The following is a 24,581-nucleotide window of genomic DNA, read 5'->3' on the forward strand; positions in this document are numbered from 1 at the left end:
GTCACACCAAGTTAAGGTCATAAAACCAATAAATTCGGCTTAGATTTGTTGAAATGTCGCATTATCTATATGGCTTGATGTGAATTCGCCGTTGTTGCCAAATTAACGCTAATTTGGTGGCTAAAATAACGTATAAAGTCAGCCACTAAAAAGGCTTTGCTTACCAGAGGGAGCGCATTCTGCATAGTTTCTATTACGAAACCACTCAGCATGACGCTATGACTTTTGGTCTGAGGAGTATTGATGCTACAAATCGTCAATTTGTTTCATGTTACGTGCCAATAATCTTCCCTCAGCCTCTTGAACCGACAATATATCGTTAAGAAATTCCGTCACGGAAGGTGCACAACTGCACTTTTGCAGATACTCAAATAGTCCGACAATATTTTTGTGATATTCAAGAGTGACAATCGCTATTTCATCCGTATCCATCTTTTCAAACGGATGCTCACCTTCAGTGTGAATTGAAATAGCGAGTTTTTCGTAGTAATGCCGACTATAAGTGTTAAGCGCACTATTGTTACCACTGTCTTCGAACTTTTTCATTATCTGCGCCATTTTTTTTTCGTGCTCTGAAATGTACTTAAGCAGCAATCCAACTCTTACACTATCGCTTTTTAGTGCACAATTTGCTGCAAAATAGTGCAGTTCTTGGTGCATGTTTTTAGTCCATTGCATAACATCGTGAAGTGTTTCTATTTGCATATTATCCTCAAAATTGACGCGTTTAGATCACTTTGCTGTGCAAAGTGAAGCGCCTGCCTAGCATAAAAATAAAAAAATGGTAAAAAAATATCACCATCTGTTGCCTAAATTGCAATCACTTTGAACTCATTCAGTCTATGCAACATTATGTATTGACTACATAAATAAGAGTTAGCGACCACAATTAACTCATGATGTTAATGCTCATTATACGTGCATTTTATTTTTCACTCTGTTCGCTGCCGCACTCAGCTTGGCATGAATATTTGTCTGATCTACATATTTAGAAACCTTACCGAGAATAGTATGACCCACATAAAGCCATTAGAATTATTGGTGTGGATTGGGCGATATCATCAAAGATGTCTACAGACTCATTGAAAAATATCCTGTTATCTTTGGATGGGACGAAGCTGAATGAGATGAACGCTTGGCTAGTAAATTCATTGTAAAGTCAGTGCGCAAAGTGTAATGGTTTAATACAAAAACTGACAAAAAGAGCAAAGATAACACCTGAGCAACGGATTAAAGAGTTAGTACTCATGAGCTGCGCTAAAATGAAAAAACTGTAGCCTACAGTGCTGTATTGCTGATATGAGGAGAAAGTTTGTAAGAGAAAGTTTGATGCCTATTTTTCATATAAGCACGATACTCAAATACTATAATTAGACTTGGTTGGTGATATTGATCTTAACGCCACCGTAGAACGTAATTAAGGTTCGTTGGTTACAGACTTTGCTTTAAACTACAAACACACGGTATAAGTACTATATACACATTACTTTTTAGGGAACAAGACCATGTACATGATAGTTAAGCACACCCACCTGACAATAATTGCGCTGACGTTTATATTTTTTATCATTAACTTTGTGTTGACGATGAAAGGCTCTGACAAGGTCAATAATAAACTGCTAAAGATCGGTCCTCATGTTTTGTATGCTCTGTTTATCTGCACCTTTGTTTACATGATTATCGTTAATCCATTGAACTTGTACCCGTTTGTGAACGGTTGGGCATCGTCTAAATTAGGTGGTTTCGTACTTTATGTACTCTCGATTACCTTTACGCTTAAATGGGCAAAATCTACGCTATGGCGCATTGTGGGCTTAATTAGTACGATATTTTGGTTATTGATGACTGCACGATTGGGTTTTGCCCATCATCTTAAATCGAAAGGGATTGTTGATGATGCTAATGCTTATCTTGAGTTGGGACAGTCTATGTTAACAGGCATTTGTTAGATAATGTCGAGTAAAGTGGCTAATTGACTTTAGCCACTATTGGTCTATCGTGTTGATTCATTAGTTGTTTATTCCAGCGGCAACATGGCCCCTTATACGCACACCTCAAAACAAAAATCTTAGTGTTTACTTCGCTTTATCTCATTCCATGCTCTACGCAATAGCCGCTTTATTGACTCTAAGTCAATAGGCGCATTTTGCTTATCGTCGCCCTAGCCTACTGGCATCTGCCTAATTAAGCGATTTGAGGTATTAGGCTTTCAAACTGGTCAATTGGTATCGGTCTACTGAACAAGTAACCTTGAAAATTACGGCACCCTTGGCTGATTAAATATTGCTGTTGTTGTTCAGTTTCTACACCTTCTGCAATTACACTTAAACCTAAGCTCTGTGCCATCGAAATAATGGTCTTAACAATGGTTTTATCGTTACTATCAACACAGAGTTCACGCACAAATGACTGATCGATCTTAAGCTGATGTAATGGAAGTTTTTTGAGATATTGTAATGATGAATAACCAGTACCAAAATCGTCTAACGAAAACTGGATACCTATAGCCGCTAAAATATTCATTTTTTCGATAATGGTTTGAATATTATTTAACAGTACACTTTCAGTTAATTCAATTTTAAGTAATTTAGGATTAACACTATATTTATCAATACTTTTTTTGATTATGTCGACAAAATCGGCTTTATGGAATTGTTTGGCGCTGACATTGATAGATAATGATAATCCTGCGGTATTAACATGTTGCTGCCAGGCATTGAGTTGCCTACAGGCCGAATCAATAACCCACTGTCCTATTTCGATAATCATGCCGGTTTCTTCTACCAACGGGATAAATTCTAAGGGGGACACTATGCCACGCTGTGGATGGTTCCAACGGATAAGGGCTTCGGCGCCCACGGGGGTGTTTGAGCTGTCGACTTGTACTTGGTAATACAATTGGAATTGATTATGTTCTAGTGCAATGAGTAAATCGCGTTCAAGCACCACTCTATTGATAATGCTGATTTCCATTTTAGGGTCAAAAAAGCAGACAAGGTTTCGACCTGATTTTTTGGCTTGATACATGGAAATATCAGCTTGCTTGAGTAACTCATCTGGGGTGGTATTATTGCCGAGAAACAAAGTCGCGCCAATACTGGTACTGGTCGAGTAACTATGGCCTGCTATAGTGTAAGGCTGGTTAATGGTATCTAAAATAGCCGTGGCAATCGCTTTTATCTGTGTGGCGGCAACAAAAGCATTAGAATGAATGCCTTCTAATATGATCACAAACTCATCACCGCCAAAGCGAGTGACTGTATCACCTTCACGGATAATATTGATAAGTCGATTGGCCACTTGTTGCAATAACAGGTCACCAATATCATGTCCTAGGGTGTCGTTGAGTGTTTTAAAATTATCCAGATCAAGAAATAATATCGCACCATAATACTGATTCCGATCACTAAATATTAATGCTTGTTTTAACCTATCATCTAATAACCGCCGATTGGGTAATTTCGTTAGCGGGTCAAAGTAGGCTAGTCGCTCTATTTGAATAGCGTCTTCTTTTTGCTTGCTGATGTCTTGAACCATTGCCAGAACGTAGTCAATACTGCCATCGTTTTTACGCACACAACGAACGACTAACATGGTAGGGATCACTTTGCCTGTTCTGCTAATAAAACGTTTTTCTAGACTATAGCCATCAATTTCATTGGCAAGTAACCTGGTGAATTGGGCTTCATCAGCCTCTAAATCATTAGGGTAGGTTAAATCATTCCATGTTAATTTTTTCAGTTGCTCTTCGGTGTATTCCAGCATCTTACACAAACAAGGATTGATACTGATCAAGCCTTTATCTGGTGACGTAACCGTTAAACCGACCAAATCTAAAGAATAAAATGAGGCTAATTGAGATTCCCTTAATGCCAAGCTATCCAGCATTTGATCAAATTGTTTAGCAAGTAACGAAGCTTCATCAGTTCCCTTCATGTTGACACGTAAATGAGTGGCGCCAGTTTGGACTTTGTCGGCTACTTTTTGAATGATATACAAACGACGAGTTAAATAACGACTGGCTAAGGTGGTGATTAATACACCAAGTAAAATGGCAGTAAGTGCATAAAAGAAACTGTTTATTTTTATTTGGTTAATTTCTTCTAAGTAAGCGCGTCTATCTAAATCAATCACCACCCAGCCAATTTCTCGATCAGCTAATACAATGGCTTTAGTTACATCAATACTACTATTAGAATAATGTATCTGTTGCAGATCATTGTCTTGGTTGAATGCATCGATATACAAACCCACTTTAGTTAAATCTGTATGTGCCAACACTTGGCCACGTAAATCGATGACGATAGCTTGCTTTAAGTTAGGGTATTTTGAGACACCATTGACGATTTCCTGCAGACCGCTGACATCTCGCGAGGCAACCCAAATAGCAGACGAAGTCGCTAAAGTATCAGCAAGTGCAATAGCTTGATCTTTATATTGTTCAACTTTAATTTTTTGTTGGCGATGAGTGGTATCCCAGACAAATAATCCCATCATCAAAGTGATGATGAGCGTCATGCCAATCATCATTTGTCGGCGCAATGTGCCTAATAGAATACGTTGCAATTTTTTAATCATTGATTGAGCTTTCCACTGGACGCACTTTACTCTCAAAATTATTTATATAGCTGCGTACAACATCGTAATCAGCATCTTCAGCCTGAGTAAATCTAGCGGTTTCCATACCGAGCATAATCGCCTTACCTTCTGGTGAGTCTGCTAAAGTAATCAGTAAATGTTGTATTTTTTGACTAATCTCTTTAGGAAAGTCATCACGTACCATAACTGAGTTATTGATTAAAGATGGTGTTTGCCAAATAACTTTAAGCTGGTTTGCTTTTTCTGGGTGATCTTTTTGAAATAATCGCCAAGGAAGTGGCCAAGTTGCTGCTGCAGCTACCTTACCAAGATATGCATTCATGATTGAAGACTCTTGTGAACCCACATAGATATTATCAAGATCTTGGTTAATATCGATTCCATTAGTGTACAAAAAATACTGTGGCATAATTGTCGCAGCAAGCGCTGTTTGTGCAGGATAACTCACTCTTTTACCCTTCAGCTCAATTGGTTTTTGGATATTATTGTCTTTTCTTACAATAAAAATCCCTTTGAAATCATCAGCATCACCAGCCATGGCAATCACTCGATATCCGTTGTCCCTAGCCTGCAAGGTCTGCCATGGATTAGGCAGTAATAAATCTGGCTTTCTGTCGCGGATTTTTTGTTCATAAGAGGCATAATCGATTGATGCTTCGAGTTCAATATCAATCTCAGGGATTTTAAGATTGATATAATCAATCAGCGGTTGATAAGCTTCGAATAACTTTTGCGGATTGTGTAAAGGGTGAATCGCAAATCGATAGGTTAACGCGGTATTATTACTAGGCGAACGACTGTACTGCAGGGCTTTTTCTGTAGCGGGTTGTTCGCAAGCGAATAGCAAAATGATAATTAAGGTAAAGAGATATTTTTTCATAAAAAATCAATTTGTTATTTTCATAATAATCATAGTAGTTTTATATTTGAAAAAAGTCACTTTCTGGATACATTATATTAACTTAACCACGAATAATTTAGCCGTTTGATATCAACTAAAAGAGCTTTACTTCGTAAGCAATTAATTTACCGCGTCTATTATCAGCTATACTGCCCTACCCGTTACATGTACGTATTTAAGCGATGTTAACAATACCATGGATATCAAAGGAACCTGCATCTCATCAACTGAAGATGAGCACGGCCCCATTTATGTTTATCAAACAAAAAATAGCCGTATTCTTAGCTTCGATGGAAAAATCTATCAAAGCTGCATGAAACTCAATGATATAAATGGATTACATCTTGGTTATACCCAAGCCATGATGAGCGGATTATTGTTTCTTCCGACAGTGAACATCGCCACTATTATGGGGCTGGGGGCGGGATCGATGGCAAAGTGTTTACTCAATAGTTTCGTTAATATAAACGTCCATGCGGTTGAATACCGCGAAGCGGTAGTCAATGCCGCCAAAGATTACTTTTATTTACCCGATACCCATCGCATCGTTACTCATATAGACGATGCAGTCCATCACATTAAATATACTACTGTCAAAAGTGATGTTATTTTTTCAGATTTGTATAACTCACAAGGCATGGAACCTAACCAAGTGCAGTCATCCTATTTACGGGATTGTAAAACTGCACTTAATGAAAATGGCGTTTTAGTACTCAATATTTGGCATACATCGGTAGAACTTCGACAAGAGTTAGATGCATTACTTGCGCTAGAATTTGAACATCGCTTAATCAGTTTCGAAGTTGACAGTGGCAACAGGATCATTCTGGCATTCAAAAATGCCATACCCCAAATAGAAACTGAACAACTCATGCGTAAGGCTCAAATATTGCAACAACAAATCAATATTCCAATGGCGCGCTATGCCGAATTAATCTTAAATACTCAAGCTCAATAAAAATAATAGCCCTAGACACCAGCGCCAAATATCAGGCGTTGTTTAGTGTCTAACCACATTGAATTTTGTACCATTACCTTGCTGAACATCCGACTTTGCAAAAAATGATTCAACCACTGGCGCAATTTTGGATAGGGTGATTGTAGATACCATTGCCGCTCTACTTGGGCAAACTGCCGCATAAACGGCATTAATGCCAAATCAGTTAAGCTCGGTTTGTCGGACATCAAATACTGGTGCAGACAGAGTCGCGATTCCAGATCGGCAAGATAACGCTCACATTGCTGTCTATCTTCTGGTAATGAGGGTTCATGGTAACGTTTTGAGCAGCGATACCGTTCAAGATGACCTTTAAATTCATTATCAAATATCGCAATAACAGCCAACATTTCATCTAAAGCGTTGGGGACTGCTTTGTTAGTGTAACCTTCTGGGTCTGTTTGTAAAAATGCCCATTGCATGATGGCTAGGCTTTCATCGATCACCTGGTTATCGGTGGTGACTAGTACCGGGACGGTACCTTTAGGTGACACCTTAAGCATCTCATCAGGTTTGTTACTTAACACTATATCGCGTAGCTGAACTTGCTGGCCTGAAGCATAAATCGCCAACCTAGCCCGCATTGCATAAGGGCAATTTCTTAAAGAATAAAGTATGGGTAAGTCAATTGTCTGGGTCATTTTTGCTCAGTAAATTCATTTTGCCGATAGGCATGCGTTACATTAACGATAATCATTAATTAAATCTTAGGGTGACATTACACTATCAAGTTCTGAACGTCATTTTGTTCATGTCCCCCAAAGATTCATTATCCAATCCGTTATGCCATAACGGGCTGGTAACGCTTACTCAACGATCAACACGCCTTTATACATTTGCATCTGACAATGAAATGGATACTCGCCTTTTTCCAGAGCAGGTAATGCTACCGTCGTGGGTTTATCCAGTGCTAAATCTTGGCTAATATCTAAGTCGGGTAGCAAGACTGTGGCGGAACATCCGGATTTATCTTGGCGTAAAAAGGTTATTTCTGTCGGCGTATTGGCGCTAATGTTAATTCTTGCAGGCGAATACACCCCGTCTTTAACCACTATTGATGTGCTGGCATCAACCTTAGTTTCATTTGATGGTTTATACAGCCAAAACCACCAAATGATAAAACCGATTAATGCGATACACAGTAAATTAATCAACATTTTGAGTCTCCTAGTGTTCTTTAGCTTTAAACAGACGTAAACGGTTGGCGTTACTGACGACAGTTAGCGATGAAAAGGCCATCGCCGCCCCGGCAATCACTGGGTTTAACAAAATACCAAATACCGGATAAAGCACTCCTGCCGCTAACGGAATACCCGCAACGTTATAAATAAATGCACCAAACAAGTTTTGTTTAATGTTGCGCAGCGTTGCTTTACTAATTGCTATGGCATCGGCTAATCCATGAAGTGATCCACGCATTAAGGTAATATCGGCACTTTCTATCGCGACATCGGTACCCGTACCAATTGCAAAGCCGACATCGGCTAAGGCTAACGCTGGAGCATCATTAATGCCATCGCCAGTCATGCCAACAATTTCATTTTGTTGCTGAAGTTCAGCGACTTTTTTGGCTTTATCTGCTGGCATCACTTCAGCGAAAAAGTCATCAATACCGACTTTCTTCGCCACTGCGGCTGCGGTGGCTTTATTATCTCCGGTTAACATAATCACTTTAATGCCACTGAGTTTTAGTCTCGCAATCGCTTCGATTGAATCGGATTTTATCGGATCAGATACTGCGATAATGGCAAGTAACTGCCCTGCAAGCGCCAAATACATAGGTGTTTTAGCCTCTTCGGCTAAGGTTTGGGCCTTGGCTTGGTAGTCACTAATCGCAATATTGTTGTCTTGCATCAGTTTTTCATTACCAAACAGTAATGTTTGTCCATCCACCTGCGCTTCTACACCTTGCCCCGAAATGGCATTAAAGTGTTCAGTGTTAATGGCTTTAATGCTTCTAGCGTTGGCACTGTCAACAATGGCTTGTGCTAGGGGGTGTTCGGAGTGACTTTCAATTCCAGCCGATAAGGCAATTACCTGCTCTTCACTGTCTGCATGAGCCAGAATAATATCGGTAACTTGCGGTTTACCTTCGGTAATGGTGCCAGTTTTATCTAAAATCATTGCGGTGATTTTAGAGGCCGTTTGTAAAGCTTCACCGTTACGAATAAGTACCCCAGATTCAGCCGCCTTACCAACGCCAACCATTACCGACATTGGTGTTGCGAGTCCGAGGGCACAAGGACAAGCGATAATCAACACGGTTGTAGCAGACACTATGGCAAATACCATTGATGGCTCAGGTCCAACGTTAAACCACACCATGGCACTGACAATGGCAATGATCATAATGGCTGGTACAAAATAAGCCGCAATGACATCCGCTAATCGACCAATCGGTGGCTTCGAGTTTTGTGCCCGTTTGACCATACTAATAATGTGCGCCAGTGCGGTATCTTTTCCGACCCGTGTTGCTTTAAATATGATTGAGCCAGATTTATTTAAAGTACCGGTGACCACATCATCATCAACAGCTTTTTCAACTGGCATGGGCTCACCGGTCAGCATTGACTCATCAATGGTACTTTTACCTTCAATAACCACCCCATCCACGGGGATTTTTTCGCCAGGACGGACTCTAACATGATCGTTAAGTAACACTTGGGCAATGTCGATATCGATTTCTTTGCCATCACGGATAACCCGCGCCGTTTTTGCTTGCAGGCCAATAAGACGCTTAATGGCTTCAGAGGTCTTACCGCGCGCTTTTACTTCTAGTGCTAAACCAAGATTAATTAAACCAATGATCATTGTGGTTGCTTCAAAGTAAACATGTCTTGCCATTTCGGGAAACCACTGCGGAAATGCCACAATTAGCATCGAATATATCCAAGCCGTTCCTGTTCCCAAGGCGATGAGGGTGTCCATATTGGCGTTATGGTTTAAAAAAGATTTCCAAGCACCAATATAAAAATGTTTACCGGATATCAACATAATGGCCATGGTAACTACACCAACCAGCCCCCATACCATTTGCTCTGAGAGGCTTGATACCGTCATTTCGCCAATAAAAAGTCCATAGATCATCAACGGAATACCGACGCTTAAAGCGATAATAGTATGGCGTAATAAACTTTTATAATGTTGTAAATCAGCCTGTTCTTTCTCATTCATGGCATCTTCTGCCGACTCAGCCTGGATTTGAGTGGCATTGTAGCCAGCACTTTCTACCGCGTTGATAATGGACTCTGCAGTTGCTTGACCAGTAACAAGTACCGTTCTATCTGCAAAATTCATATCGGCCGAATCTACGCCTTGTACGGTTTTAATGGCTTTCTCAATTTTACCAACACAGCTAGCGCAGCCTGCGCCGATAATATTGAGCTGTATAGGTGAATGCGTTGTGTGTTCCATTACTTAACCTCCGTTGGTGTTAATGTAATCTTATCATCCTGATTAATTCTTGTAGGAGTGCCATCTGTTTGATGTGAACCTTCAATCAAATGGCAAATCATATTTCCTGTCGGTAAGTTATCTGGCATGGTTGACCATTGCTCAACTGCGTGTGCAAGCCTTGAGCGTAGTTTAACCATTTCATTAAATTGTCTTTCCGTTTCAGCCAGCTTTTGTTTAACTAACGTTCGCACAAGATGACAGGCACTTTCACCATGGTCGGTTTTTGAAAAAATCACTTTAATTTCTTCAACTGAAAAATCAAGTCTGCGAGCGCTTAAGATAAATTGCATACGCGACTTATCTTTATGGTCATAGACTTTATAACCATTGACTGGAGATTTATTGGGATTAAGTAAGCCAATGCGAGTATAAAAGCGCACTGTGTCGGCAGTAATACCTAATTCAGTAGCAAGTTGGTTCACTTTCATGCAGCCTCCACCGCTAAGGTTAATCATTATAATCATCTGACTATAAACCTATGTGTAACACACAGGTCAAGTAGGGATTTTAACGACTCAAGCTAAAGTGATAATCATTTGGGTGGAAGGTGAACAAGAAAAGCTGTCGATACCGAGCAGAAAAATAATAGCGATGACGTCTCACTGTTCATCAAGTCATGGCGCATGAATCGAGAATTAGATGAGAAGCAGATTTAAAATATGTGAACCTCTCATCTCATATTAGCCAGTTTTGTATGATGAGATTAAAGACTAGACAGTTAAATGTTGTTTTTTACCGCTTGGTGATAAAACATCAAGGTTTTTCCTACACTTAACCTGTCTTTATCCGTCATGTTATTCCAACTCGTGATCTGATCAACGCTAACCTTATACACTTTTGCAATACTCCAAAGCGTATCACCAACTTTGACAGTGTGATGATCTTTTGCTTGCGGTTTACTGGCATTTAACATTACTGACGGCTTGTGAGATGCAGTCTGTATTGGCGATAATATGTGAGTAGGCTGAGCAGACACTAACGCTACTTCGTCAATGGCTGCCGTTCTGATATGCGGCATAAACAAAAATTTACCGGCAACGATTTTATCACTATTGATGTCGTTCATTTGTTGAATTTTAGACACAGTCGTTTGATAACGTTTAGCAATAGCACTCATGCTATCGCCCGGTTTTATTTTATATTTAGACCATTTCATTCTGGCGCTAATGTCAGTATCAGCAAGTGCCTTTTTAAATACATTGACCTTGCTAACAGGCACTATTAATTGATGCGGTCCGTCTGGCGATGTCGCCCAACGATTAAATCCAGGATTTAGATTTTGTAGCCGAGCAATGGGCATATTTGCAAGCTCAGCTGCCACCGAGATATCGATTTGACTGCCAACATCAATGACTTCAACAAGGGGTTTGTTAGGAATCGTTTTGAGTGCAATACCATAACGTTGAGCATTTTTTATCACATCAGCGATTGCCAGTAATTGCGGCACATACTGTCTGGTTTCTTTAGGCAATGGTAAAGACCAGAAGTCAGTACTCAGTCCTCTCGCTTCATTGTATCTAATCGCCTCACGTAACCGACCTTCACCGGCATTGTATGCGGCTAATGCATATAACCAATTATCGGTCTTTTTGTACAGGTATTCGAGCATATCTAATGCTGCGGATGTTGCCGCTGGCACATCTCTTCGACCGTCATACCACCAATTCATCTGCAAGCCAAAATGGCTGGCCATTGGTGAGGTGAACTGCCATAGACCTGACGCATCGGCACTGGAATACGCAAAAGGATTAAATGAGCTCTCAACCATAGGTAGTAAGGCTAATTCGATAGGTAAATCTCGATGCTCAAACTCTTGCACAATTAAATACAAAAATGGCTTTGCGCGTTGCGAAATACTCTCAAGATGCTGTGGATTATCGATATACCACTGTCGATATTGGTTAACTAACTGCTCATCTGGGATTGGCATATCCATTGAGTAGCGGATGCGTTCCCACACATCACCATTGTCTTGGTAATTTCGGCGGGCTAAAGACTTAGGGATCGTTGAGCTTGTTTTATTGGCAGTACTGATATTGCGGTCTGCGTCGGCATCTTTAATTGCCACCGTTTGGCAACCACTTAACAGGATAAAGCCTGTTGTGATAAAGACAATTAATGTTCTCAATTAAAGATGTTCCTTAGATCTTACGCTGGCATGTTATGCTCAGATCGCGAATATTTTTGAAGCAAAAGTCGTCCATTGTAATTGAGTTTTATTTTTCTATCTATCAGTTTTAAAAAGCCAATTTAGAAAAGTTTATCAATGACTTCAACCGTTAATCAATTCAGCTTAACGATAATCATTATGCGTTTAGAATTATTAGGGCATAGTATGGAGTAGAGAACTTGATTGATTGTGATCTGCATCATCGGATTTCGATTTTATCAATGCCAACCTCCGCTATTTTCACTGTTTAACCCCCCGGTCACTGAGTAGATTAATGGCTATTAAGCATTAGCCTTTAAAAAGTGAATTCAGTCATGTCATTACAAGAAAATATTATCCAAATAGTCAGCCACCCTCACCTTTCTCCTAAGCAAAAATCAAATTATTTGGCCCTAGAAGCTGAAAATAGTCTGCCATATGTGGCAGTGTCTGAGCAGGTTAGTGATGCGATGAAGGACGGTATTATTTGCGATATGTTTGAAGGCCACGCGCCGTTTAAACCGCGTTATGTTCTGCCCGACTACGCTAAATACCTGAAGCAAGGCTCAGAGTACTTAGCGTTATCACCGGCTGAAGATTTTGATGATGCCCTTAATGCGTTAATGGTGCTTTATCATCATGTGCCGTCGGTGACCAATATTCCGGTGTTCTTAGGTCATTTAGATGCGTTATTGATGCCTTTTGTTGCTGGGCTTGACGCTGATGCCATTTATCGCAAATTAACCCGTTTTTGGATCTTACTTGACCGCATATTACCCGATGCATTTATGCATGTGAATATTGGTCCGACTGATAATATTATTTGCCGGACTTTATTGCGCATTGATCTTGAGTTACAACAAATTGCGCCTAATTTGACCTTTATGTACGAGCCCGCAATAACACCAGATGATTTATTATTGCAGGCGACCACCAATATTTGTTTTTGCAATAAGCCTCACATCGCCAACTATTCGTTGCATGCTGAAACATTCGATAAGCGCGGGTTTGGCATTGTCAGTTGTTATAACGCGCTCCCTTTAGCTGGCGGCGCCAATACGTTAGTACGACTTAACTTAAAACAAGTTGCCTTAAAAGCCACTAGCATCGATGATTTTTTTCAACAAGTACTGCCTTATTATGGCCAACTCACCTTTGAGCTTATTGAGGCGCGTTCGGCATTCTTACATCAACAATCACATTTTTTCGACAGCTTTTTGGTTAAGGAGCAACTCATTGATGAGGACCGTTTTGCGCCTATGTTTGGGATTTACGGTATGGCTGAGGCGGTCAATATTTTACAAGCCTTGTCTGCTAAGGGGTTAGCTGCCGCTATTGGATCGCAAGAGGCTACTGATCTATCCAGTAACGCCTATGGTCACAGCCAGGCAGCTAATGAATTAGGCCTAAGGATCTCAGCTGCATTGGCTAACATGGTGACATCAACTCCGGTGACCTATGGTTATAAGGGGCGTGCGTTATTGCATTCTCAAAGTGGTATTAGCGTCGATAAAGATGTGACTCCTGGTGTTCGTATTCCTTATGGCACCGAGCCCGATCCCATTAGTCATATTCAAGCGTTAGCGAAGCATCATCAATATTATACTGCGGGAATTAGCGATATTCTTAGCATAGATGAAACCGTAAAATCGAATCCACAAGCCATGTTCCAACTTTGTAAAGGCGCATTTAGCTTAGGTTTTAGGGAGTTTACCGCCAATGTCGCGAATAATGATTTAGTCCGCGTTACTGGTTACATGGTCAAACGATCTGACATTGAAACATTTAAACAACGTGGTTCACGCAGCAATACTAGCGGTTTAGCTGCTGAGGCTGCCATGAATACCGGCATATTACAGCGCCAAGCCCGTGTTATTGCTCACGAACAAGCGCCTTTTGTTTATGAGTAAACTGGCAGTTGTAAGCCAAATATTACCGTTCTCATGCGTCGATGGACCGGGCAGTAGATTGGTGATTTTTCTACAAGGCTGCAATTATCAATGCAAAAATTGCCATAATCCGCAAACGATAAGTTTGTGTAGTGCATGTGGCGATTGTGTTGATCATTGCCCTGAGCAAGCATTGACGCTCATTGCGTCGCAAGATACAGATTTAAAATGTAAGCCACATATCGTGTGGCACAGCACTAAGTGCACTGAATGTGATACTTGCCTTAGGGTATGCCAAGCACAATCCTCGCCCAAAACGGTAACTTATACGCTTGAGCAAATCCTTGAGGTCATTAGTTGTCAGCGACATTTTATTAACGGTATTACAGTTAGCGGCGGCGAAGCGAGTTTGCAATTACCTTTTGTTATTACTCTGTTTAAGGCGATTAAATCATCTGAGCAACTAGCACACTTAACTTGCATGATCGACACCAATGGTAGTTTAAGTCGCACGGGATGGCATAAGTTACTCCCCTATTTAGATGGTGCTATGGTTGATTTAAAAGCATGGAACCAAGCTACTCACTACTATATTACCGGGCGAGACAACAAAGCGGTGTTTAACTCAATTGAGTTACTTGCTCAGCACAATAAGCTCTATGAAGTTAGACTGTTACATATTCCTGAGGTTACAGATTATGATACCCAGATAGATGCCCTAGCGGCTTATTTAACTCAGCTACCAAGTGATACCCGAGTTAAACTAAATGCATTTCACCATCACGGAGTTGGTGAAATCGCTTCAACATGGAAGCAATGCACTCAGGCTGATATCGAAAAATTAGCCGCGCTGCTGAGCCAGCGAGGAGTGAATAATCTTGCCTTACCGGCGCTATATCTTTAATTCAATTAAGTCGATTTAATCTCGACATCCTATTTCAGCAATGACGACAGTGTAATATTTGCTCATATAACCATCGGTGTGCGGGATCATTCATGCTTTGTTTATGCCATACGAGGCTATAAGCGACTTTGCCATAATCTATAGGTAAAGCTTTAATGATCAGCCCTTGGGCTTGTTTGGCTGTGGCTCCCCAGTAGCGCGAGCAGGTAAACAGTAATTCACTGTGGTTACACATTAAGGCGGCACTACCAAAGTCTGCTACTGAAATGGGGATCGCGCGTTTTTTGGATTGCTGAGCCAGCAAAATATCGAAAAAGGGTGTGCTTAAGTCGGTATCGGTTATACCTATATGGCTGAATTGCAAATAGTCATCAAGGCTGATGTCTTGCTGCAAAGCCAAAGGATGTGATGCATTCATTAAACAAACCATCTCATCATTGATCAAGGTTTCCCAGACTAAATCGTCATCAATATCCGTCGGCTGACTTAGGTCGTGGGGTAAAATAATGAAATCTAACGAGCCCTTTATTAACCCATCAAAACCAATATTGTCTTTACTATAAATATCTAAATGGATGTTAGGCGCTAACTTAAGAATATGAGCGCTTATTTTTGCCGCCAGTAGTTCAAAGGTGCTTTCACGCATAGAGAGCGCAAAACGGCCTTGATAATCAGCAGGACTAAACACATCTTGGCTCATGATATGGTTCATATCATTGATCATCTGCTGCACACTAGGGTCCAGTCTTCGCGCTAAGGGGGTGGCGATTAGCGAATTACCATGTCGATAAAATAATTCATCATTAAGGCTGTTTCTTAATTGACTCAAGGTTTTACTTACCGATGATGGGCTTAAACATAAGCGTTCAGCACTTGCAGTGACACTGAGGGTATCAAGCATCACATGCAAAGTGATTAAGTGTTTCATGCTAATACGGGAAAGCTTTGCCAAATCCATTAGTGTCTTAACCCTTTATAAATATTGGATTTAATCATTAAAATATAAAGCTAAAGAGGATATGTGTATAGGCTCAAAAGTCATAATCAAGAGCCGCTTCACAGTGCTGACGAATAAAGAGTCTATTTAAGGCCGTTCAACGTCATTCTAGTTGCTTATGAGTCTTTGCTTATTTCACATTAACCTTTGCTGATCCGTTAATTTCTTTTCTATTCAATATCCAATCACATTTCCCCCAGCACTTCACATGCGTACTAGGCAGCAGTGTTTCTGATCTTGTGGATTGGGTTCTGGGTTTATTACCATCAATAACTGACTTCTCTACGCCATATTTGTCACCACTATTGTCACTGGTGTCATTTATGGCAAAGCATAGCGAGACGATAGTCGCTATTAGATAACACCGATATCAAGCCTTATAAAGTTAACTGATTTAAAAATGATAATTTTCAATGTGTTATAAATATTATTCCAATAAGATCTCGCACCAAGCCAACTTGGCCCACCAATTGCTATTACTAAGTATGTTTGTAATCTGTTTTACAGATTAGGCAGAATTTAAGTTAACCACTACTGGAGTAATAACATGACTGATTCTATTGTTTCTTTTCCACAATTAAACCGACCAGCACCTGCATTTAATACCAAGACGACTCATGGTATGCGCTCTCTCACTGACTATAAAGGCAAGTGGTTGGTGTTATTCTCGCATCCAGCAGATTTCACCCCTGTATGTACTACTGAGTTTATGGGATTTGCACAACACGCTGCAGAGTTTGCTGAGATTAATACCGAATTATTAGGTCTATCTATCGACAGTATTCACTCTCATATTGCTTGGGTACGTAATATTGAAGAAAACTTTGGTGTTGAAATTACCTTCCCTATTATCTCCGATTTATCAATGGCAGTGGCTAAAGCCTACGGCATGATCCAACCTGGCGCGAGTGATACCGCCGCTGTGCGTGCAACTTTCATTATCGATCCTGAAGGTATATTACGTGCCATGGTCTATTACCCAATGAGCAACGGCCGTTCTATTAGCGAATTTGTTCGTTTAGTCAAAGCATTGCAAACCAGCGACGCCAATGGCGTAGCGACTCCAGAAAACTGGCAGCCTGGTGATGACGTTATTGTCCCCCCACCAGCCACTACTGCTGAAGCCAAAGCCCGTTTAAACCAAGGTTATGAATATACTGATTGGTATTTCAGCAAAAAATCGCTTTAATTTTGCCGGCACAGGGATCTAAGTTCCTGTGCATCTTTTACATAGGATTAATATAGGAACTTTATAATGAACTCTACTTTTAGTGTCCATGAGTTTTTAGATGATGACAGTGAAACGTTCACTTATGTCGTTGCCGATAATGCCACTTCATATGCCGTTATTATTGACCCTGTTTTAGATTTTGATTACAAGTCAGGTCGTATTGATACTCGAAGTGCCAAACGAGTTTTACATTGGATTGAACGTCAAAACTTGACGGTAAAATGGATATTAGAAACCCATGCCCATGCAGACCATTTATCTGCTGCCAGTTTTATATGTGACAAAGTCGGTGGCAAAATAGGCATTGGCGAGCATATCACCGAAGTTCAAGATACTTTTAAAAGCATATTTAATCTTGAGGCGAGTTTTTTGCCGAATGGCAGTCAATTTGATCGACTATTTAAACATGGTGATCGGCTACAAGTCGGTGATATGACCATACGCATTATGCATACTCCAGGGCACACACCTGCCGATTTAGCCTACATCATTAACGAACAAGCCGCTTTTGTAGGTGACACTATCTTTATGCCTGATGTGGGGACTGCGCGATGCGATTTCCCTGGTGGCGATGCCAATACCTTATATGACTCAATCCAGACATTATTTAGTTTGCCAGACTCGACCGACATTTATGTGTGCCATGACTACCCTACTGAAGGCCGTGACCACCAATTTAAAACTCAAATCAGTCAACAAAAACAACACAATATTCATGTTAACGACACCATGTCAAAAGCCGATTTTGTTGCTTTGCGACAAAAACGAGACGCCACGTTAGCCATGCCAAGGCTGATATTGCCATCGATTCAAGTCAACATTCGTGCAGGAAAAATGCCTGATGCTGAAGACAATGGCACAGTCTATTTAAAAATCCCGATTAACCTTCTTTAAACCTAAGAGTCATCAAAATGATACAAGCAATTATTGGCGCATTATTGATTGGTTTAGTGCTGAGTGTATTGGGCTCTGGAGGCTCAATTATTACGGTTCCAGTGTTGTTATATCTTATTGGTATGCAACCACAATTAGCCATAGCTTCATCATTATGTATCGTTGGTGTAATCAGTTTAATCAGCAGTATGCGTTTCATTAAGCATAAAAAGGTTTCTTGGCGTCATGTGTTCTTATTTGGTTTACCTGGCATGGCGGGGACTTACTTAGGTGCTTGGACAAGCACTTTTGTGACCAGTGACATTCAACTGACTGTGTTTGTCATTTTAATGCTTATGGGTGCCGTCATGATGTGGCGTAATCAATCAAGTCGATGTAAAGCAGGCACGCTGGATGTGACCAAAATCCTCTTACAAGGCTTAGGGGTCGGTGTTGTGACTGGTTTTGTTGGTGTTGGTGGCGGCTTTTTAATTGTGCCGGCTTTGGTGATCCTCGGTGGTATTGATATTGGACTCGCGATTGGCACCAGCTTACTGATTATTACCATGAATTCATTCGTTGGCTTTATAAAATACTACTCATTGCTTTCAGATAAAGGGCTTGAGTTTGACTGGTCGGTTATTGGGATCATGATTACTGGCGGGTTTGTCGGCAGTATTGCAGGTCAATGGATAAGCCAATATTTACCTAAAGCAATATTACAGAAAATATTTGCCGTGTTTTTAGTCCTAATGGCGCTATTTATCCTAACTAAATCTATTATTTAATATCACGAGGTACACATGAAAACTGCTCAAGAATACATAAGTGAAATCAAAGCTAACATTATCGAAGTGAGTACCCATGATTTACTCACGGCAATGCTTAACCCTGATGTGGTTATTATCGATGTCCGTGAACACGAAGAATTTTTATTAGGCCATATCGAAGGTGCAGTGAATTTCCCTCGTGGTGTATTAGAGATGAAAATACACGAGCATCCTTTGGTCAGTCACCATTGCGAATGGGTTTTAGCATTAAATGAATTAGCAGAAAAAGAGATATTTCTGATTTGCCGTACTGGGGGGCGCTCCGCACTTGCTGCTGATTCATTACAAAATATGGGCTTTAAAAAACCACTATCTGTAGCAGGTGGTATGGTGCAATGGCAACAAGATGGATTTCCATTAGTGCCGTATAAGGTTTAAATCACAGTAAGCTAGATATGCTCTGGCTAATGGCTGATATCTTTCACTGCCATTAGCTGGAGGCCGTTTATTTGACCACTAATTGGTAAGATGATTATTTTCGTGATGTGATCACAATTGATTTAGCGGTATTTTAATATAATAGTTATCTTCACCTTCTATGGGTGAAATATTGCCTGCTCGAATATTGATTTGGATTGCGGGTAGTAGCAAAGCTGGAGTATCAGCATTTATATGACGTTGTTGATGTAACTCAACAAACTCAGTAAGAGTGACTTTACCCCCTACAACGCGGTTATTCCTTTTTTGCGCAATAACCGATGTTTCTAATTGATTCTCCGCGTTTTTATCTGTGAACGGATAATGTCCTACAAATACACGGGTACAATTTGGCAATGCTAATATCCGTTGAATTGAATGGTATAAGGTGGTTGCACTGCTATCTGGGAATTCAGTACTCGCAGTCCCTAACTCAGGTATAGATAAGGTATCACCGACAAACACTGTGTCTTCAATAAGATAGCTAACACAAGCTGGTGTATGGCCCGGAGTGTGCATTACGTGAATATTTAAATGACCGAATTTAATCAATTCTTCATCGACAAACAGTTGGTCAAACTGCTCACCATTACACTGAAAGCTTTCATCAAGATTAAGTAATCGCTTAAACGTGTGCTGGACTTTGGTGATATTCTCGCCAATTCCCGTTATCCCTCCTCGATTTTTCTTGATATAGCATGCCGCTGAAATATGATCATCATGGGCATGCGTTTCTAAAATCCATTCAATTTCATATCCATGTTTATCGATATGCTCAATCAGCATATCGGCAAAGTGGGTACTTATGGTTCCAGAGGCGATATCAAAGTCTAAAACAGGATCGATTATGGCGCTTTGACGCGTAGCAAGATCCGTCACCACATAAGTAATCGTATGGCTAACGTGATGATAAAAAGGATCGATGCGGATTTTGCTCATGACACATTACTCCCAACAAAATCCCTTGGGCATTTGTTAGATAAAACCTCATATGAATATCGGTCACATTCGCAACATCATTTATCGTTGACTGAGGAAGTTTGATTATTACAGTATAATGTTAAGTCAAATCATCATCTTTTACTGCGAATTATGTCGCAATAAATTGCGAACGAATCAACTCACTATGATTTAGGTTTTGCGTAATAAGACTTAACGTTTGTTAAGCCTTATTACGTCATTATTTACGTCTTTATTAGGGTTTGGCTGTCATCGGCGATACTGGATCACTGATGACTTTTTGCAATGAAAATGCACCTCTAATATCACCAAGGGCAAAGTTAATTGCTTTATCATCAGGATAGGTTTTATTAATCAATGCACTCAGTTCAGGGTTAATATTACTGCCATGACAACCTAAGCATAACTCTTGAGTTGGAATGGCTTTCATATATCGAAACTCAGTATTATCGCCATTAACAATATACTCGCTGGCCACTATCAGTTTATCAACGGATGACTGTCCTGAAGACTGAATGGCTTCAAACTTTTGTAATTGTGCTAACTCCCATGCATCTGGCGTATTGTCTGAATTACGCACCCGCAAACTGGTTCGAGCGAGCGTCCAGCCTTGTTTCGAATTCTGTGCAGTAATGGCAGGCGCTACCGACTTACACACAGACACAGCATTGGGCAATCCACCTTGCTTTATGGCTGCCTGTAACTGACCTTTTAATGTTTGGCTAAATTCGGCAATACGCTCATTAGCCTCTTGCTCAAGCATTTGCTGTTCGGTTAATGATGCTGCTTGGCTAACGCTGCACATACTCGCGAGTATTAGTAAAGCGCCTAATTTGCCAAATCCTGCCACGTGTTGATTACAATTCTTTGCTAATGTCATTATCATCATCCTCTGCTTCTAGGCGCGTGATCCCCATGAGTTTCAACGCATATTTTTCGTATAATGGTTCACTGCTACCTGTCTTCATTTTTCGTAGAAAGTATTTTTCAAAACCAATTTTGGCAAAATGTGCCCATTTCCCTTTTTTAAACCAAGAGACGTTACGCGGTGCTATTTGAGGCATTGCCACAAATACTGCACCTGTGTCACCCATATCAGCAATACAAATTGCATTCCAGGTGCCTTTACTTTTAGGCGGGCTGTTTTCAATAATAATGCTATGCAAATTGTGAGCGATTGCAGTCATCATCGACTCAATCATGTAACCTGTTTTTGGCATTCCGGTTGGGACTGGCGTTATTTCTGCTGGCGGGATTGCCACACAAACGCCACCCGCAAAAATATTACTAAATGTTGGTGAACGTTGATGTTCATCGGTAATAACAAAGCCTTTAGGGTTACATAGTCCTTCAACATTCGCGACAGCATCAATACCAGCAAATGGGGGGATTAACATTGAATGTTGAAATGGCAATGAGTGAGAAAAATCAACATTTCCCTTTCTATCAAGCTCTGAAATATGCATCACGCCCTCCTCTACAGAGTCAACCGTGGCATTGCATATCCATTTTATATCTCTTTGGCGTAACTCAGACTCGAGCATTGATTTTGAATCACCAACGCCACCTAAACCTAAATGCCCAACATAAGGCTCGCTAGTGACAAAATGAATTGGCACTTTGCTTCGAATGCCGGCATCACGTAACACCTTGTCTAAAATAAACACGTATTCATAAGCCGGCCCAAAGCAGCTTGCACCTTGAAATGCCCCCACGATCACAGGACCCGGATTAGCTAACAGTTTATCGACATCAACTTTGCACTCTACTGCATGTTCAAGTGTGCAAATAGATTGAGTAAAGTGTTCAGGGCCTGCTCCAGGTATAGTGTTAAATGCCAGTTTAGGACCGGTTGCGATAACCAAATAGTCATAGTCAATAATGTCTTCATCAGCAGTTATAAGTTGATTTTTTTCAGTATCAATTTTAGTCACTCTGGCACATTTAAATTCTATTTTTTTATCTGCTAAGTGTTTTTCTATCTGGAACGTAATGGCTTTAGGTTCTCGCCACCCAACTGCAATCCAAGGATTAGAAGGGGTAAAACGAAATGTATCATGTTCGTTAACCATTAAAACTTGATGGTCCTTACCCAAAATCTCTTTTATTTCGTATGCGGCTGGCATGCCACCAGTACCGGCACCTATCACAACAATTTTAGCCATTGAATGTTCTCCCCATTTACAGTGTCTTTGAACTCAATACGGCCATCAGACATGTATATTAGAGCTATACAAAGCTTGTGCCAGATCACATCTTAAATTTTAAGGCAATGAAATCAGTTACCTAGAACCAATCAATGTTTAGATAATGTAAATGCAAGGTTACCAAGTGACAAATGTGGCATTGACGTGACAATTATGGCACCTATAATGACATATTAGAATTAACTGATGCATATGTAGACAAGCGAGAGCAATAAATGGATAACACTACCGTAGTCCAATCGATGATAAACGCGATTGATAAACCGGCAATATTTATTACCCCAGACTATGTCATACATGCGGTCAATGAAGCCTATGCAGAAACATATGAGACCAAAGTGATATTGGGTCAAAGTAAGTGTCATCAGATTTCCCATCATAGTAACGAACCTTGTGACAAACACGGCGAAGATTGCCCTTTACAGCAATGCCTGAGTACGACTAGAGCAGCCAATGCGATGCATATCCATAGCACGGCTCATGGCAAGTCATATTGCGATATTTTAATGAAACCGATTAAAGATAATGATGGCCAAATCTTAGGGTTTCTAGAGATTCTAGATGCTATTGATTATGCATCGATCGAATCTAAAAAAGGCACTATGGTCGGTCAATCCGCGCCGTTTAAGGAAATGCTCAATCGGATAAATCGCGCCTCTCAATCCAACATTGCAGTACTATTGCAAGGTGAAACAGGCGCTGGTAAAGAGCTGGTCGCCAAAGCTGTACATCAGGCCAGCAGTAGAAGTGATAAGCCATTTGTGGTGATTGAATGTACCGGACTGAGTGAGAATCTATTCGAAAGTGAATTATTTGGCTATGAAAAAGGTGCCTTTACCGGGGCGACCACCAGCAAAAAAGGTCTGATTGAAATCGCCCATGGTGGGACGGTGTTTTTTGATGAAATTGGCGACGTACCAATGAATATGCAAGTCAAGTTACTCAGATTACTTGAAACTCAATGCTATCGCGCCGTTGGGGGCTTAAAACAAAAACGTTCTGATTTTAGATTAGTCAGCGCCAGCCATAAAAATTTACTCGATTTAGTTGAAAAAGGAGAATTCAGACGTGATTTGTATTATCGCATTGCAGGATTTCCGATTTACTTACCCTCGTTACGTGAACGCCATGATGATATTCCAACGCTCGTTAATCACTTTATTAAATATTCTGAATACAAGCATAAAAAGTTTTCAGCTAATGCGTTAACCTTACTCAGTCGTTATGCCTATCCAGGTAATATTCGTGAATTGAAAAACATTATTGAGCAATCAGCATTAATAGCCAACGAAGATATGATCCACAGCAGTGATTTACCTGAAATTGTTCAACCTAATAACCTGTCGACCGAAGAAAACAATTCCCTAAAAACGGCAACCACGATCATGTCATTAGATGACGTTGAGTATAGGTATCTTTTTCAGGTCTGTGAGCAATTTCAAGGGTCTCCTGCAGAATTAGCCATTAAGCTTAATATTAGTGTTCGTACTTTATATCGTAAATTACAGCGCTATGATTTAAAACTAACAGCGCTGTAAGCACATCACTTCGACCTGCGCATTCACTAATGTTGGTGCATGAGTGAGTGAGTGCTTTTTATTACAACAAGGTTTCATCATGGCGCTTTCTGCGCCCGCTTTAGTTTCACAGCAACGTTTCGCCTCAGGTGCACTGTGACAGCCCGCTTCTCCATCAGCATGATCATGTTCGCAACAACCGCCATTAGCTTGCTTAGCAATATGTTTCACTGACGGACGCCCCTGACTTACCTGGGTATATTGTTCACAGTTGGATAAAACAGCAGCCGCAAAATGCTGTAACTCTGTACGGCCGTTTTTTGCATGAAATACACTCAAATTCTGGTTTAGTAGCTTAGACAATAACTGCTGGCCAATATTACGTATGATCACCCGATTCGCGCCTTGTGCCAGTATCAAACTGACTAATTGCTGCTTGCCCTCACATCCATCGAGTAAAGCGGGGTTGGTAAAACGCCCGACGACTTGAGCTTGGTCATTAATAAACAGTACCTCATCGGCTTTGCTAAAATGGTTGGAAATATTTTCCGCTTTCATGGGTATGGCTGTAATCATGGGGGCTGTCCTCACTGTACAATATTCAATTTTATCATCGAGATACCATTTAGTTTAAACGGCATAAATGGTTATGGT

The 24,581-nt window shown here is 40.5% G+C and carries 22 protein-coding genes; 9 read left to right on the plus strand and 13 right to left on the minus strand.

Features of this window, described 5'->3' with window-relative positions:
* Window positions 1-246 precede the first annotated feature (246 nt).
* Window positions 247-705 (minus strand): hypothetical protein, encoded by a 459-nt coding sequence (locus H5164_RS12325; RefSeq protein WP_124014883.1) that lies wholly within the window; start codon window positions 703-705, stop codon window positions 247-249.
* An 800-nt stretch (window positions 706-1,505) separates the two neighbouring features.
* On the opposite strand from H5164_RS12325, the gene H5164_RS12330 reads away from it, so the two are divergent.
* Window positions 1,506-1,949: a SirB2 family protein gene (locus tag H5164_RS12330; RefSeq protein ID WP_182756384.1), complete on the plus strand. Its 444-nt coding sequence runs from the start codon at window positions 1,506-1,508 to the stop codon at window positions 1,947-1,949.
* Between the two features lie 235 nt (window positions 1,950-2,184).
* Here the strand turns inward: H5164_RS12330 and H5164_RS12335 are convergent, their stop codons facing one another.
* Window positions 2,185-4,578 carry an EAL domain-containing protein gene (locus H5164_RS12335; RefSeq protein WP_182756386.1) on the minus strand — a complete coding sequence of 798 codons (2,394 nt, stop codon included), beginning with the start codon at window positions 4,576-4,578 and terminating at the stop codon, window positions 2,185-2,187.
* Window positions 4,571-5,479 carry a phosphate/phosphite/phosphonate ABC transporter substrate-binding protein gene (locus H5164_RS12340; protein WP_124014885.1) on the minus strand — a complete coding sequence of 303 codons (909 nt, stop codon included), beginning with the start codon at window positions 5,477-5,479 and terminating at the stop codon, window positions 4,571-4,573. Before H5164_RS12340 ends, H5164_RS12335 begins: the two co-directional genes overlap by 8 nt.
* A 217-nt stretch (window positions 5,480-5,696) precedes the next feature.
* Between H5164_RS12340 and H5164_RS12345 the strand changes: the two genes are divergently transcribed.
* Complete coding sequence (locus H5164_RS12345) at window positions 5,697-6,458, plus strand: spermidine synthase (RefSeq protein WP_182722951.1); 762 nt, start codon at window positions 5,697-5,699, stop codon at window positions 6,456-6,458.
* Between the two features lie 11 nt (window positions 6,459-6,469).
* On the opposite strand, the gene H5164_RS12350 is transcribed toward H5164_RS12345, so the two are convergent.
* From H5164_RS12350 to H5164_RS12370, 5 genes are all read right to left on the minus strand, one after another.
* Window positions 6,470-7,138: a glutathione S-transferase gene (locus H5164_RS12350; RefSeq protein WP_182722952.1), complete on the minus strand. Its 669-nt coding sequence runs from the start codon at window positions 7,136-7,138 to the stop codon at window positions 6,470-6,472.
* Window positions 7,139-7,303: 165 nt separating this feature from the next.
* Window positions 7,304-7,654 carry a cupredoxin domain-containing protein gene (locus H5164_RS12355; RefSeq protein ID WP_182722953.1) on the minus strand — a complete coding sequence of 117 codons (351 nt, stop codon included), beginning with the start codon at window positions 7,652-7,654 and terminating at the stop codon, window positions 7,304-7,306.
* A 10-nt stretch (window positions 7,655-7,664) separates the two neighbouring features.
* On the minus strand, window positions 7,665-9,911 hold the full coding sequence (locus tag H5164_RS12360; protein WP_182722954.1) for a heavy metal translocating P-type ATPase: 2,247 nt from the start codon (window positions 9,909-9,911) through the stop codon (window positions 7,665-7,667).
* Window positions 9,911-10,381 carry a MerR family DNA-binding protein gene (locus tag H5164_RS12365; RefSeq protein WP_182756388.1) on the minus strand — a complete coding sequence of 157 codons (471 nt, stop codon included), beginning with the start codon at window positions 10,379-10,381 and terminating at the stop codon, window positions 9,911-9,913. The genes H5164_RS12360 and H5164_RS12365 overlap by 1 nt, the downstream gene beginning before the upstream one ends.
* Before the next feature lie 290 nt (window positions 10,382-10,671).
* The gene (locus tag H5164_RS12370; protein ID WP_182756390.1) at window positions 10,672-12,081 is read right to left on the minus strand and encodes a LysM peptidoglycan-binding domain-containing protein; all 1,410 of its coding nucleotides are present in this window, start codon (window positions 12,079-12,081) and stop codon (window positions 10,672-10,674) included.
* 356 nt (window positions 12,082-12,437) lie between these two features.
* Between H5164_RS12370 and H5164_RS12375 the strand changes: the two genes are divergently transcribed.
* Together H5164_RS12375 and H5164_RS12380 are read left to right on the plus strand one after the other, a co-directional pair.
* Window positions 12,438-14,012: a YjjI family glycine radical enzyme gene (locus H5164_RS12375; RefSeq protein ID WP_182756392.1), complete on the plus strand. Its 1,575-nt coding sequence runs from the start codon at window positions 12,438-12,440 to the stop codon at window positions 14,010-14,012.
* Window positions 14,005-14,895, plus strand: a complete 891-nt coding sequence (locus H5164_RS12380) for a YjjW family glycine radical enzyme activase (protein ID WP_182756394.1) — start codon at window positions 14,005-14,007, stop codon at window positions 14,893-14,895. The genes H5164_RS12375 and H5164_RS12380 overlap by 8 nt, the downstream gene beginning before the upstream one ends.
* A gap of 34 nt (window positions 14,896-14,929) precedes the next feature.
* Here the strand turns inward: H5164_RS12380 and H5164_RS12385 are convergent, their stop codons facing one another.
* Window positions 14,930-15,853, minus strand: coding sequence for a LysR family transcriptional regulator (locus H5164_RS12385; protein ID WP_182756396.1), 924 nt, complete (start codon window positions 15,851-15,853; stop codon window positions 14,930-14,932).
* Between the two features lie 586 nt (window positions 15,854-16,439).
* Between H5164_RS12385 and H5164_RS12390 the strand changes: the two genes are divergently transcribed.
* The 4 genes from H5164_RS12390 (at window position 16,440) to H5164_RS12405 (ending at window position 19,204) form a co-directional block, all read left to right on the plus strand.
* Window positions 16,440-17,081, plus strand: coding sequence for a peroxiredoxin (locus H5164_RS12390; RefSeq protein ID WP_182697392.1), 642 nt, complete (start codon window positions 16,440-16,442; stop codon window positions 17,079-17,081).
* Window positions 17,082-17,147: 66 nt separating this feature from the next.
* Window positions 17,148-18,017, plus strand: coding sequence for an MBL fold metallo-hydrolase (locus H5164_RS12395; protein ID WP_182756398.1), 870 nt, complete (start codon window positions 17,148-17,150; stop codon window positions 18,015-18,017).
* 17 nt (window positions 18,018-18,034) lie between these two features.
* Window positions 18,035-18,784 carry a sulfite exporter TauE/SafE family protein gene (locus tag H5164_RS12400; protein WP_182697394.1) on the plus strand — a complete coding sequence of 250 codons (750 nt, stop codon included), beginning with the start codon at window positions 18,035-18,037 and terminating at the stop codon, window positions 18,782-18,784.
* A gap of 15 nt (window positions 18,785-18,799) precedes the next feature.
* Entirely contained in the window at window positions 18,800-19,204 is a 405-nt protein-coding gene (locus H5164_RS12405; protein ID WP_124014907.1) for a rhodanese-like domain-containing protein, read from the plus strand.
* 111 nt (window positions 19,205-19,315) lie between these two features.
* On the opposite strand, the gene H5164_RS12410 is transcribed toward H5164_RS12405, so the two are convergent.
* The 3 genes from H5164_RS12410 to H5164_RS12420 form a co-directional block, all read right to left on the minus strand.
* Complete coding sequence (locus H5164_RS12410; RefSeq protein ID WP_182722961.1) at window positions 19,316-20,182, minus strand: MBL fold metallo-hydrolase; 867 nt, start codon at window positions 20,180-20,182, stop codon at window positions 19,316-19,318.
* Window positions 20,183-20,438: 256 nt separating this feature from the next.
* On the minus strand, window positions 20,439-21,083 hold the full coding sequence (locus tag H5164_RS12415) for a DUF3365 domain-containing protein (protein ID WP_182697396.1): 645 nt from the start codon (window positions 21,081-21,083) through the stop codon (window positions 20,439-20,441).
* Window positions 21,061-22,368, minus strand: a complete 1,308-nt coding sequence (locus H5164_RS12420) for an NAD(P)/FAD-dependent oxidoreductase (RefSeq protein WP_182697397.1) — start codon at window positions 22,366-22,368, stop codon at window positions 21,061-21,063. The genes H5164_RS12415 and H5164_RS12420 overlap by 23 nt, the downstream gene beginning before the upstream one ends.
* A 257-nt stretch (window positions 22,369-22,625) precedes the next feature.
* Here H5164_RS12420 and H5164_RS12425 point away from each other — a divergent pair, with 257 nt between their 5' ends.
* Window positions 22,626-23,948: a sigma-54-dependent Fis family transcriptional regulator gene (locus tag H5164_RS12425; protein ID WP_259396800.1), complete on the plus strand. Its 1,323-nt coding sequence runs from the start codon at window positions 22,626-22,628 to the stop codon at window positions 23,946-23,948.
* Here the strand turns inward: H5164_RS12425 and H5164_RS12430 are convergent.
* The gene (locus H5164_RS12430) at window positions 23,934-24,503 is read right to left on the minus strand and encodes a NifB/NifX family molybdenum-iron cluster-binding protein (protein WP_182722963.1); all 570 of its coding nucleotides are present in this window, start codon (window positions 24,501-24,503) and stop codon (window positions 23,934-23,936) included. The genes H5164_RS12425 and H5164_RS12430 overlap by 15 nt on opposite strands.
* Window positions 24,504-24,581 lie beyond the last annotated feature (78 nt).

It is taken from the genome of Shewanella sp. SG41-3 (assembly GCF_014164545.1).
Classification (GTDB): Bacteria; Pseudomonadota; Gammaproteobacteria; order Enterobacterales; family Shewanellaceae; genus Shewanella; species Shewanella vesiculosa.

What these genes read in the sequence shown, in the direction of transcription:
- H5164_RS12325 (WP_124014883.1), bottom strand. Translation starts at nt 705, where the DNA reads ATGCAAATAGAAACACTTCACGATGTTATGCAATGGACTAAAAACATG.
- H5164_RS12330 (WP_182756384.1), top strand. Translation starts at nt 1,506, where the DNA reads ATGTACATGATAGTTAAGCACACCCACCTGACAATAATTGCGCTGACG.
- H5164_RS12335 (WP_182756386.1), bottom strand. Translation starts at nt 4,578, where the DNA reads ATGATTAAAAAATTGCAACGTATTCTATTAGGCACATTGCGCCGACAA.
- H5164_RS12340 (WP_124014885.1), bottom strand. Translation starts at nt 5,479, where the DNA reads ATGAAAAAATATCTCTTTACCTTAATTATCATTTTGCTATTCGCTTGC.
- H5164_RS12345 (WP_182722951.1), top strand. Translation starts at nt 5,697, where the DNA reads ATGGATATCAAAGGAACCTGCATCTCATCAACTGAAGATGAGCACGGC.
- H5164_RS12350 (WP_182722952.1), bottom strand. Translation starts at nt 7,138, where the DNA reads ATGACCCAGACAATTGACTTACCCATACTTTATTCTTTAAGAAATTGC.
- H5164_RS12355 (WP_182722953.1), bottom strand. Translation starts at nt 7,654, where the DNA reads ATGTTGATTAATTTACTGTGTATCGCATTAATCGGTTTTATCATTTGG.
- H5164_RS12360 (WP_182722954.1), bottom strand. Translation starts at nt 9,911, where the DNA reads ATGGAACACACAACGCATTCACCTATACAGCTCAATATTATCGGCGCA.
- H5164_RS12365 (WP_182756388.1), bottom strand. Translation starts at nt 10,381, where the DNA reads ATGAAAGTGAACCAACTTGCTACTGAATTAGGTATTACTGCCGACACA.
- H5164_RS12375 (WP_182756392.1), top strand. Translation starts at nt 12,438, where the DNA reads ATGTCATTACAAGAAAATATTATCCAAATAGTCAGCCACCCTCACCTT.
- H5164_RS12380 (WP_182756394.1), top strand. Translation starts at nt 14,005, where the DNA reads ATGAGTAAACTGGCAGTTGTAAGCCAAATATTACCGTTCTCATGCGTC.
- H5164_RS12385 (WP_182756396.1), bottom strand. Translation starts at nt 15,853, where the DNA reads ATGGATTTGGCAAAGCTTTCCCGTATTAGCATGAAACACTTAATCACT.
- H5164_RS12390 (WP_182697392.1), top strand. Translation starts at nt 16,440, where the DNA reads ATGACTGATTCTATTGTTTCTTTTCCACAATTAAACCGACCAGCACCT.
- H5164_RS12395 (WP_182756398.1), top strand. Translation starts at nt 17,148, where the DNA reads ATGAACTCTACTTTTAGTGTCCATGAGTTTTTAGATGATGACAGTGAA.
- H5164_RS12400 (WP_182697394.1), top strand. Translation starts at nt 18,035, where the DNA reads ATGATACAAGCAATTATTGGCGCATTATTGATTGGTTTAGTGCTGAGT.
- H5164_RS12405 (WP_124014907.1), top strand. Translation starts at nt 18,800, where the DNA reads ATGAAAACTGCTCAAGAATACATAAGTGAAATCAAAGCTAACATTATC.
- H5164_RS12410 (WP_182722961.1), bottom strand. Translation starts at nt 20,182, where the DNA reads ATGAGCAAAATCCGCATCGATCCTTTTTATCATCACGTTAGCCATACG.
- H5164_RS12415 (WP_182697396.1), bottom strand. Translation starts at nt 21,083, where the DNA reads ATGACATTAGCAAAGAATTGTAATCAACACGTGGCAGGATTTGGCAAA.
- H5164_RS12420 (WP_182697397.1), bottom strand. Translation starts at nt 22,368, where the DNA reads ATGGCTAAAATTGTTGTGATAGGTGCCGGTACTGGTGGCATGCCAGCC.
- H5164_RS12425 (WP_259396800.1), top strand. Translation starts at nt 22,626, where the DNA reads ATGGATAACACTACCGTAGTCCAATCGATGATAAACGCGATTGATAAA.
- H5164_RS12430 (WP_182722963.1), bottom strand. Translation starts at nt 24,503, where the DNA reads ATGATTACAGCCATACCCATGAAAGCGGAAAATATTTCCAACCATTTT.